This window comes from Streptomyces sp. SBT349, assembly GCF_001083795.1.
In the GTDB taxonomy this organism is placed as follows: domain Bacteria; phylum Actinomycetota; class Actinomycetes; order Streptomycetales; family Streptomycetaceae; genus Streptomyces.
Genome location: NZ_LAVK01000147.1, coordinates 17,499 through 25,910 on the forward strand (window position 1 = coordinate 17,499; position 8,412 = coordinate 25,910).

Annotated in this window: 6 protein-coding genes; 2 read left to right on the plus strand and 4 right to left on the minus strand. The window is 73.6% G+C overall.

The annotated features are described in order from the left end of the window. Positions 1-143: 143 nt before the first annotated feature. Both ADY01_RS19045 and ADY01_RS19050 read left to right on the plus strand, forming a co-directional pair. Positions 144-1,571, plus strand: a complete 1,428-nt coding sequence (locus ADY01_RS19045) for an MFS transporter (protein WP_049574726.1) — start codon at positions 144-146, stop codon at positions 1,569-1,571. Beyond that, entirely contained in the window at positions 1,568-2,836 is a 1,269-nt protein-coding gene (locus ADY01_RS19050; protein ID WP_049574729.1) for an FAD-dependent monooxygenase, read from the plus strand. The genes ADY01_RS19045 and ADY01_RS19050 overlap by 4 nt, the downstream gene beginning before the upstream one ends. Here ADY01_RS19050 and ADY01_RS19055 read toward each other — a convergent pair. From ADY01_RS19055 to ADY01_RS19070, 4 genes are all read right to left on the minus strand, one after another. Further along, complete coding sequence (locus ADY01_RS19055; protein ID WP_049574733.1) at positions 2,779-3,471, minus strand: response regulator transcription factor; 693 nt, start codon at positions 3,469-3,471, stop codon at positions 2,779-2,781. The genes ADY01_RS19050 and ADY01_RS19055 overlap by 58 nt on opposite strands. After that, positions 3,468-4,748 (minus strand): sensor histidine kinase, encoded by a 1,281-nt coding sequence (locus ADY01_RS19060; RefSeq protein WP_049574736.1) that lies wholly within the window; start codon positions 4,746-4,748, stop codon positions 3,468-3,470. The genes ADY01_RS19055 and ADY01_RS19060 overlap by 4 nt, the downstream gene beginning before the upstream one ends. 7 nt (positions 4,749-4,755) lie before the next feature. Further along, complete coding sequence (locus ADY01_RS19065) at positions 4,756-7,008, minus strand: MMPL family transporter (protein ID WP_049574742.1); 2,253 nt, start codon at positions 7,006-7,008, stop codon at positions 4,756-4,758. Positions 7,009-7,199: 191 nt separating this feature from the next. Continuing rightward, positions 7,200-8,168, minus strand: coding sequence for a zinc-binding dehydrogenase (locus ADY01_RS19070; RefSeq protein WP_049574744.1), 969 nt, complete (start codon positions 8,166-8,168; stop codon positions 7,200-7,202). Between the last annotated feature and the right edge of the window lie 244 nt (positions 8,169-8,412).

Sequence of the window (8,412 nt, forward strand, 5' to 3'; positions counted from 1 at the left end):
ACCCCCCTGTCCTGGTGCCGACGCACCAGGGGAAGACGGCGGCGGGGGACGATGCCCGGCGGGGGCGCCGGAGGCGAGTGTGGAACGCGCGTGAATCCCGCGCGTTCCCCTTGCCCGGCGGTGTCTGGAGTGATCACCCGGTGATGAAAAGGACGTCCGCGTCCACGTCCACGTCCGCGTCCGAAGCCGTGGTTGCCCCGGTCCGCATCGGGAGGCTGTCGATCGGTGCCCTCGGCATCCTGGCACTCGCCCTCGGCACCCTCCAGTCCGTCGTGGAGCCCGCGCTGCCGCTGCTGCAACGCGAGTTGGAGGTCAGTCCCGCCGAAGGGGCGCTGGTCGGCAACACCTTGCTCATCACCGGCGCGGCCGTCGCGCCCGTCGCGGGCAAACTCGGCGACCGCTACGGCGGAAAGCGGGTGCTGGTCGTCCTGATGGCCGTCGTCTCGGCCGGTGGTCTGCTGGCCGGCCTGGCGCCGAACCTGCCGGTGTTGCTGCTGGGTCAGATATTGCAGGGCGTCATGGTGGGCGCGCTGCCCCTCTCCTTCATCCTGGTGCGCAAACACCTCCCGGCGGGAGAGACACGGCTGGCGATCGGGCTGGTCATGGCGCTGTTCACGGGCGGCGGCATCGTGGGAACGCTGATGGCCGGGCCGATCGCGGAGCGACTGTCCTGGCATGGGATGTTCGCGCTGCCGACGATCGCGATCATCGCGACGACCCTGGTCGTGGCGCGGGTGATGCCGCATGATCCGCCGATCGCGTCGGACGGCAGGATCGACTGGCCCGGCGTGGTCCTGCTGAGCGGCACGCTGCTCGTGTTCATGGTCGGGCTGGTGCGGGTGACGGGCGCCGGCCTGCCGCCCCTCGCGGTCGGGGCCCTCGCGGTGGTCGTGGCCGCCCTCGCGACCGGATGGGTCGCCGTCGAGCGCCGGGCGGCGTCGCCGATGGTCGATCTGGACATGCTGGCGAAGCCCGCGATGTGGCACTCGTGCGTGCTCACCTTCGTCATCACCACCAGTTTCGGGATGGTGGCCTTCCTGCTCCCGCAGCTCTTCGCGGTGTCGGCCGACGGGTACGGCTTCGGAGCCGGCACCACCGACATCGGACTGTTCCTGCTGCCCGGCGCCATCGCCGGGGCGGTGAGCGATTCGGTCGGCGGGGTCGTGGCGCGGCGTTTCGGTCTGCGTGCCGTGCTCGTCGTGGGCGCCGTCGTCACGGCGGCCACGATGATCGCCCTGGCGTCGCTGCACACCGCCGCGTGGCAGCTCGTCCTCGCGAAGACGCTGACCGCGATCGCCGCGGGCCTCGGGACCACGGCGTTGCTCACCCGCACCGCCACCGCCGTCGAGGCCAAGGACACCGGCATCGCCACCAGCCTGCTCGTGGTGACACGCGTGATCGGCATCGCCCTGGGCGTCCAGATCGGCGGCGCGATCCTCGACGCCGGGGCCGACCCGTCGACGGGCGGGCCGAGCGAATCGGCCTTCGTCGCGGGGTTCGCCGTCGCCGGCCTCGTCGCCGCGTTGTCCCTGATCGTCGTCCGTATCAACAGAACAGGAGCCCGGACATGACACCCAACGGTCCCTCGACGGACGTGAGGACGACCGCGAGGCGCGAGGTCCTGATCTCCGGGGCCAGCATCTCCGGACCCGCCCTCGCGTACTGGCTGCACCGGTCCGGATGCGCGGTCACCGTGGTGGAGAAGGCAGGCGCGTTGCGCGGCGGTGGTTACCCGATCGACATCCGCGGTACCGCGGTGGAGGTGGTCCGGCGGATGGGGATACTGCCGCGCCTGCGGGACGCGCACATCGACGTGCGTCGCTGCACCTTCCTCGACGCCGAGGGCGGTCAGGTGGCCTCCCTCACCCCGCGCGCCGTCGCCGGCGGTGTCGAGGGGCGGGACCTCGAAGTGCGGCGTGGGGATCTGGCCGCGATCCTCCACGCGCTGGTCCGCGACGACGTGGAGTTCCTGTTCGGCGACTCCATCGACACCCTCGACCAGTCCGGGCAAGGGGTCGACGTCACCTTCCGCAGCGGGCGACGGCGCACGTTCGACCTGGTGGTCGGCGCCGACGGAATGCACTCCACCACCCGGGAGGCCCTGTTCGGCCCCGAGGAACGGTTCCACCGCCACCTCGGCTACGGCTTCGCCCTCTTCACCATGCCGAACACCCTCGGGCTCTCCCGCGAGCTCGTGATGTGGAACACCCCGGGGAAAGCCGCGGCCCTCTACGCCACCGGCGACAACGACGAGGTGCACGCCTTCCTGACCTTCCACCAACCGGAACCGCCGTCCGACGCCCTCCGGAACCCCGACGCCCAACGGGACCTGGTCGCCGCGGCCTTCGCGGGCGCGGGATGGGAGGTCCCCGGCATGGTCGGCGCCATGCGCGACGCGGATGACCTCTTCCTCGACACGGCCGGCCAGATCCGCATGCCCCACTGGTCCAGCGGTCGCGTCGCGCTCGTCGGCGACGCCGCGTACGCGCCCTCGTTCCTCACCGGACAAGGCTCCAGCCTCGCGCTGGCCGGTGCCTACGTGCTCGCCAACGCCCTGGCCACCAACCGGGACCACACCGCCGCGTTCGCCGCCTACGAGCGCGACCTGCGCGAGTTCGTCGCCATGAATCAGGCGCTGGTCGACAACGGTGCGGCCACGCTCTTCCCCACCACGGCGCGGGCCCTGGAGCAACGCGACGCCATGCTGCGTGGCCTCGTCACCCTGCCCTCCGCGACGCCACGACCGGCCCACTCAGCCCTCGCGCTGCCCGCGTTCGCTCACGACGGGCGGCCGGTGCCGCCCTCGGGGGCGGCGCGGGCCAGGCCCGTCCGGTAGGCGATGACGACGAGTTGCGCCCGGTCGCGGGCCTCCAGCTTCGTCATCGCGCGCTGCACGTGGGCGCGGACGGTGAAGGGGCTGAGGAACATCCGCTCGGCGATCTCCTGGTTGGACAGGCCGGTCGCGACCAGAGCCACCATCTCCCGTTCGCGCGGGGTGAGCACGGCGAGCCGCTCGGGGTGATGCGGCGGGGCGTCGTCCGGTGTGGCCAGGAAACGGGCGACCAGCGAGCGGGTCGCGGCGGGGGACAGCAGGGTGTCGCCGTCCGCGATCGTCCGCACGGCGTCCAGCAGGTCCTCGGCCCCGATGCCCTTGCCGATGAAGCCGCCGGCCCCCGCGCGCAGCGCCTGGGCGACGTACTCGTCGGTCTCGTACGTGGTGAGGATCAGGATGCGGCTGGCACGCAGTTCCGGGTCCGCGCAGATCTGGGACGTGGCGGTGAGACCGTCCACCTCGGGCATGCGGATGTCCATGATCACCACGTCAGGGCGCAGCTCCCGGGTCAGTCTCACCGCCTCCCTGCCGTCGGCGGCCTCGCCGACCACGGTGATGTCGTCGGCGGTGTCGAGGAGCATCCGGAAGGCGCTGCGCAGCAGGGCCTGATCGTCGGCGAGCAGCACCCGGAGCGTCACGGCGCGTCCCCCGCCTCTCCGTCGGTCGTCCGCGTCGTGTCCTTGGCGGGCGGGAGGGGCAGGTGCGCGGAGACGAGGAAGCCACCCTCCGGGCGCCTGCCCGCGGAGAGGTGTCCCCCGACCGCGGCGGCACGTTCACGCATCCCGATCAGGCCGTAACCGGGCGAACGGTCCGGCCCCGTGGACGCGGTCGGCCCCGTGGACGCGGTCGGTCCGGTGGACGCGGTCGGCGCCGTACGGGCGCCCCCTCCGTCGTCGGCGACGGTGAGGGTCACGCGATCGCGGTTCCAGGCGAGGCGCACCCGGGCGCCGCCGGTACCGGCGTGCTTGGTCACGTTGGTCAGGGCCTCCTGGACGATGCGGTAGGCGGTGAGGTCCACTCCCGGCGGCAGCGGCCTGGCCGTGCCCTCCTGGTGCACCGACACCTCCAGGCCCGCGCGGCGGAAGGACTCGATGAGCGTGGGGAGCCGGGACAGTCCGGGCGCCGGTTCGTCGGGGGCCGCCGCGTCCCCGGTCTGGCGCAGCAGACCGACCGTGGCCCGCAGGTCGTCGAGCGCGTCGCCGGTGGTCTCGACGAGCTCCTTCAGGCTCTTGCGGGTCTGCTCCGGGCGGGCGTCGAAGAGGTGGGCGGCGACCGTGGCCTGCGCGTTGGCGAGGGTGATCTGGTGGGCCACGAGGTCGTGCAGTTCCCGGGCGATGCGCACCCGTTCCTCGGCCACTCTCCGGCGCGCCTCGCTGTCCCGGCTCTCCTCGGCCCGCCGGGCCCGCTCCTCCACGGCCGCCAGGTAGGCCCGCCGGTTGTGCGCCGAGTGACCGAGTACGCCGGCCACCAGCGGGAACGCCGCCACCGCCCCCATCCTGCTCGCGTCCTTCCACGAGAGGGCCCCGAATACGGGGGTGAACGCGACCAGCAGCGCCACGGAGGTGAGCAACACCGCGCTCGGCGCGTGCCGTTCGGTGCGCAGGGTGAGCGAGTAGGCGGTGATCACGGCGGGGGCCACGAGGAGCGGGCTCAGCAGGAGGCCCAGGAGCGGCCCCAGCACGCCGCACGCGGTCGTGACCGCCATGGCGGCCAGCGGCGCCCGGTGCCGCACCGGCAGCACGGCACAGGACACCACGGCGATGACGTAGGCGGCGACGGGCGGCGGTGACAGCGTGCTGCCGTCGTCCTGCACCACGCCGCCGAGCAGGCAGAGCGCGAACGCCGTCGCCGTGATCGCCGCCTCCCGCCACCACGCGCCACGTGCTCGCGGGCCACCGCCACCCGTGTTCGTCATGGCCGACTCAGTGCCTGCCGGCGGGGAGCCGCGGCACCGTCGCGTCCGGCTCGTTCGCGGAGGCCGGGACGCGCCTGCTCAGTGCCTCACCCTCGATATCCACGTTCGGCAGCACACGGTTCAGGATAGGGGGCAGCCACCAGGCCCGGTGGCCGAGCAGTGCCAGGACCGCGGGGGCGATCGCCATCCGGACCACGAAGGCGTCGAAGGCGACGGCGGCGGCCAGGCCGACGCCCATCGTCTGGATGGTCGGGCTGTTCATCCCGATGAACCCGGCGAACACGCTGATCATGATGATCGCCGCCGCGGCCACCACCCGTCCGCTGTGCCGGAAGCCGCTGACGATCGCCTCGCCGGGGGACGCGCCGTGGACGTGGGCCTCCCGCATCCGGGCGAGGAGGAAGACCTCGTAATCCATCGCGAGGCCGAACACGATCCCGATGATGAGGATCGGCATCAGCGACATGACCGGTCCGGTCTGCTCGATGCCGACCAGGTCCGACGCCCAGCCCCACTGGAAGACGGCGACGACGACGCCGAAGGCGGCACCCACCGACAGCAGGAAGCCGAGCGCGGCCTTGACCGGGACCAGGACCGAGCGGAAGACCACCGTCAGCAGGAGCACCGCCAGGCCGATGACCACGGTCAGATAGGGGATGAGGGCGTCGGACATGGCCTCGGAGATGTCGATGTTCAGCGCGGTGGTGCCGGTCACCAGGATGCCGGCGCCCGTGCCGGCCTCGACGCCGGAGACCGCGCCCCGGATCGCGTGCACCAGGTCCTTGGTCTCGCCGCTGTTCGGCGCGGTCTCCGGGACGGCGGTGAGGACGGCCGTGTCCTGGGCCGGGCTGAGAACCGGGTCACCGACCGACGCGACCCCCTCCACCCCCCGTACGGTCTCGGCGACCAGGTCCGTGGTGGCCCGGGCGTCCGCGGACCCCGAGGATGCCGCCATGTCCACGACCACGGTCAACGGGCCGTTGAAGCCGGGGCCGAAGCCTTCCGACAGCAGGTCGTAGGCACGGCGCTGGGTGGTCTCCACCGGCTTGGACTCGTCTCCCGGCAGCCCGAGTTCGAGGCTCAGCGCCGGCACGGCGACGGCGCCGAGACCGAGGCCGGCGATCACCAGCACGGTCACCGGCCGGCGCAGCACGAACCGCGCCCAGCGGGTGCCGAGCCCGGGCCGGCCGGCCGCGGTGGGCGCCGGGTGCGGGCGCCCGCCTCCGCGCCGGGTGGCCTTGCGGACGGCGCGGGACAGGACCCGCCGGCCGAAGAAGCCGAACAGCGCGGGGACCAGGGTCAGCGCGACGAGCACGGCCAGGGCCACGGCGCCCGCGCCGCCCATGCCCATCTTGGTGAGCTCGGGGATTCCGACGACCGACAGCCCGGCCAGGGCGATGAGGACGGTCGCGCCGGCGAAGACGACGGCGGATCCGGCCGTGCCCACCGCCCGCCCGGCGGCCTCCTCGGGATCGCTGCCCCGGGCGCGCTCGTCGCGGAAGCGGGAGGTGATGAAGAGGGCGTAGTCGATGCCGACCGCCAGCCCCAGCATCAGCGCCAGGATGGCGACGGTGGACGTCAGGCCCAGCGGAACGGCCAGCGCGGAGACCAGGCCGAAGGCGATGGCCACGCCCACGAAGGCGGTCAGCAGCGACAGTCCGGCCGCGACCAGCGACCCGAGGGCGACGACCAGCACCACGGCCGCCACCGCCACGCCGATGAGCTCCGTCGTCCCGCCCGGCTCCTCCTCCGAGTCCAGGGCCGAGCCGCCGATCTCCACGGTCAGCCCCGCCTCCCGGGCCTGGCCCGCGGCGTCCTCCAGGGCGCTCTTCGTCGGCTCGGTCAGGTCGACGGCGTCCGCGGTGTAGGTGATCGTGGAGTAGGCGATGGTGCCGTCCTCGCTGACGGCGCCGGTCTCATAGGGGTCGGTGGTCGACGCGACCTGGTCGCCCCCGTCCAGCGAGCCGAGCGCGTCCGCGACGGCCGCCTCGTTCTCCCCGGCCGTCACCCGCTGCCCGTCCGGCGCCTGGAACACCAAACGGGCCTCGGCACCCTGGGAGTTGCTCTCGGGGAAGCGCTCGTCCAGCAGGTCGAACGCCTTCTGCGACTCGGTGCCGGGCATGGAGAGGTCCTCTTCCTGCCCGGCCGGCGCCATGGCGGCGGCGACCGCGGCCAGCACCAGGACACCCAGCCACAGAACGCCCACGAGCCGGCGCCGCCGGAAGGCCCACCGTCCGATCCGGTACAGATATGTCGCCACCGGTTGATCACTCCAGACACCGCTAGGCAAGGGGAACGCGCGGGATTCGCGCGCCTCCCACACTCGCCTCCGGCACCCCCGCCGGGCATCGTCCCCCGCTGCCGTCTTCCCCTGGTGCGCCCGGACCAGCCGGGCACGTGTCCTGGTGCCGACGCACCAGGGTCGGCACGGTCGCGGTCCACGGCACGTGCTCAGGGCACGAGCAGGACCTTGCCGCGGGCGGTGGGGTCGTCGGCGACGCGGTGTGCTCGCGCCGGCTGGTCGAGCGGGACGCGCGCGGCGATCCGTGGGTGCAGCCGGCCCTCGCCGAGCTGGGTGACGAGATCGCGCAGAACCGCCCGGACGCGATCGGGACGTCGGCGCGCGGTCGCGCTGAGCCGGTAGAACGCGGCGCGGCGGTCGCCCGGCAGGGCGTTCCACAGGCGTAGCCGGAGCAGGTCGCGGGGCGGTGACGCCTCGGGGGACAGGAAGCCGTAGGAGACGAGGCGGCCGCCGGGGAGCAGGGAGCGCCAGGACGCGCGGAGCGTCGCGCCGCCGGCCATGTCGAGCACGACGTCGGCCCGCGGGAGCGCGGCGCGGTCGCGTTCGACCGGCTCGGCGCCGTACGTCTCGACGAGGGCGTGGTCGCGGGACGCCGCGATGCCGTACATGTCGGCGCCGAGGAGGCGGCCGATATCGAGCAGGGCCGTGCCCACGCTGCCCGCGGCGCCGTGCACGAGCACCCGCTCGCCGGGGCGGACCCGGGCCACGTGGTGCAGGAGCTCGTGCGCGGTGACATAGGCGAGCGGGAGGCAGGCGGCGGCGTGCTCCTGGAGGGTGCCGGGAAGCTCGACCGCGTCGGCGACCGGCACGGAGGCGTGGCTGGCGTGCCCGCCGGTCAGCGTCAGCGCGACCACCCGGCGGCCGAGCCACCGGTCCGGGACGTCCGGGCCGACGGCGTCGACGACGCCGGTGACGTCCCACCCGGGAGTGAACGGCGGCGTGGGCACCCGCCCGGGATAGCGGCCCGCGCGCATCAGGATGTCGGCGCGGGCGACGCCCGCGGCGGTCACGCGCACCCGCAGCCGGCCGGCGGCGGGCTCGGGGGCTTCGTCGGTGTCGACGCGCAGCACGTCGGGGCCGCCGGTGCGCGTGACGACCACCCGCCGACGGCTGGTCACGCCGATTCCGCCTGCCCGGTGGGCGGGGAGATCAATGCCGATCCGTCCGTGAACGTCATCATGTCTACAGCGTAGACAGGCGATCGCCCGCCTGTCTACGGCGTAGACAAGCGCTGTGACGCCGGTGGCCCCGGTCGCGCGCCAGGAACCGTTCGGGGCATGTGCGCGTCAGGTGGGGCATGCGAGGGGGGAGCAGGATCATGGCTGGACGCGGAACACGGACGGCGGCCCTGGGGGTGGTGGG

Excerpts from the sequence above, each read along its gene's own strand:
- ADY01_RS19045 (WP_049574726.1), top strand. The coding sequence starts at position 144 with ATGAAAAGGACGTCCGCGTCCACGTCCACGTCCGCGTCCGAAGCCGTG.
- ADY01_RS19050 (WP_049574729.1), top strand. The coding sequence starts at position 1,568 with ATGACACCCAACGGTCCCTCGACGGACGTGAGGACGACCGCGAGGCGC.
- ADY01_RS19060 (WP_049574736.1), bottom strand. The coding sequence starts at position 4,748 with ATGACGAACACGGGTGGCGGTGGCCCGCGAGCACGTGGCGCGTGGTGG.